The following is a 1,510-nucleotide window of genomic DNA, read 5'->3' on the forward strand; positions in this document are numbered from 1 at the left end:
TATGCAGTACGGCTTTGTCTGCTCGCTCTACCGTCGCTTCGTAGTTCACCCATGACTGCTTGGACTTCGGCGGGTTAAACGAATAGAACACCCAAAAATCACGCCCGCCGCGAAGCACCGATTGATTCACCACCGCGATCTCGTCCATGTCGCGGAACTCATCCAGTTCTTCGTACCAGACATAGGCGAAGTACCCGTTCCGCGCCTTGATTGATTTAAGTTTGCGAGCATAGTCGAGTCCGCGAAACAAAATACGCTGCCCCGTCGGTTTGTACGTAAGGCGCATCGGCGATACCGATTTTTGCCAATACTCACTAACGCCCAGCATGTCTATCGCCCATAACAGTTGCTCGTACACCGACTCCGACAAAGTGTCCTTGATCTTACGAAAGCAAATCGCGTGCCGGTCAGATGATTTCATCATGCCCAGGATAATTTCCACCGATACAAATGATGACTTCAAACTGCCGCGACCGCCCTTAAGCCAATAATGCGTATAGTCATGGCGTCGAATGGCGTGGTGCATTCCGTAATACGCAGGCCCGATTAATTCGCTTAACCGCACCTCACTCATCGGGAATATCCTCCACGATCTGCGGGACTTGCTTCAACTGCAAATTCACGTTTTCCGTAAACAGCTGGTGCCGCTTACCGAGAAGTTCCCATGCGCGCAATCGGTCTTTCAGCGAAACGGATTTCATCGTCCGACTCCATGTGCCGTCCGGATCCATCGCCACCGTTTCCTCATTTACTTCTCCGCGCGCAATCGCGGTCAGGCCCTCCAACACTTCCTGTGCCGTAGCCACCCGCTCACTTTCAAGCTCCGCCAGCTTTTCTTTAATCGCCTTTTGAATCTGAGGTTTTCTGAGGTTCTCTGCTCCCGTCTGATACGCCGCCCGCTGACTGTACCCCGCTTTAATCGCCGACTCGGTAGCGTTCCCCGTGGCGATATAGTAATCAATGAATTTTTGCTGTTTTACTGTCAGTTTCGCCACGTTTTTCGCCCCCTTTTGCGTCAATAAAAAAAGACGCCGCAGCGTCTTCCCGATTCCGACTAATTCCCTCCAGTAAACATATTTTTTGCCATCGAATTAATTCTATGCTACCAGTATAACAGGTAGCATTGTATATTACTGTATAGTCTTATATTAAAACATCAAAAAACACTCACGCGAATGTTTTTATTCACGCCCCAACTAATTACACTTTTTTATATAATCAAGCAACATCCAAACTGTACTTTGTCTTTTCTCCAGATTCTGTTTATTCGGCGAGCACCTCTTCCCAGGAGTGTCTTTATAAAAGTAATATTCCTCCCTGGCCATTCTACAGCACGCATTTTTAGCATCCTCAGCAGAAAACTGCTTCTCTTGAAGCCATTGCGCTACACTACTCCCTTTTTTGTATCCCAGCTGCGAAAGGCTTGCTAAGTAATCACCTTCAAATAATCCCAATCCACATGCAAACCAATATTCAATACTTTCATATGTCAAAAATATATTATTTTTTT

General features: G+C 47.1%; 3 protein-coding genes. All 3 read right to left on the reverse strand.

The genetic code is table 11. The features are described from left to right. On the reverse strand, positions 1-574 hold a 574-nt coding region (locus tag KH813_RS06665; RefSeq protein ID WP_303994559.1), incomplete at its 3' end, for a phage terminase large subunit. Beyond that, positions 567-995, reverse strand: a complete 429-nt coding sequence (locus tag KH813_RS06670; protein WP_303994560.1) for a terminase small subunit — start codon at positions 993-995, stop codon at positions 567-569. The genes KH813_RS06665 and KH813_RS06670, both read right to left, overlap by 8 nt. Positions 996-1,196: 201 nt before the next feature. After that, positions 1,197-1,510 (reverse strand): hypothetical protein (locus tag KH813_RS06675; protein WP_303994561.1); only part of this gene is annotated, 314 nt, incomplete at its 5' end.

Source organism: Negativicoccus succinicivorans (assembly GCF_018373335.1).
Lineage (GTDB): Bacteria > Bacillota > Negativicutes > Veillonellales > Negativicoccaceae > Negativicoccus > Negativicoccus succinicivorans_A.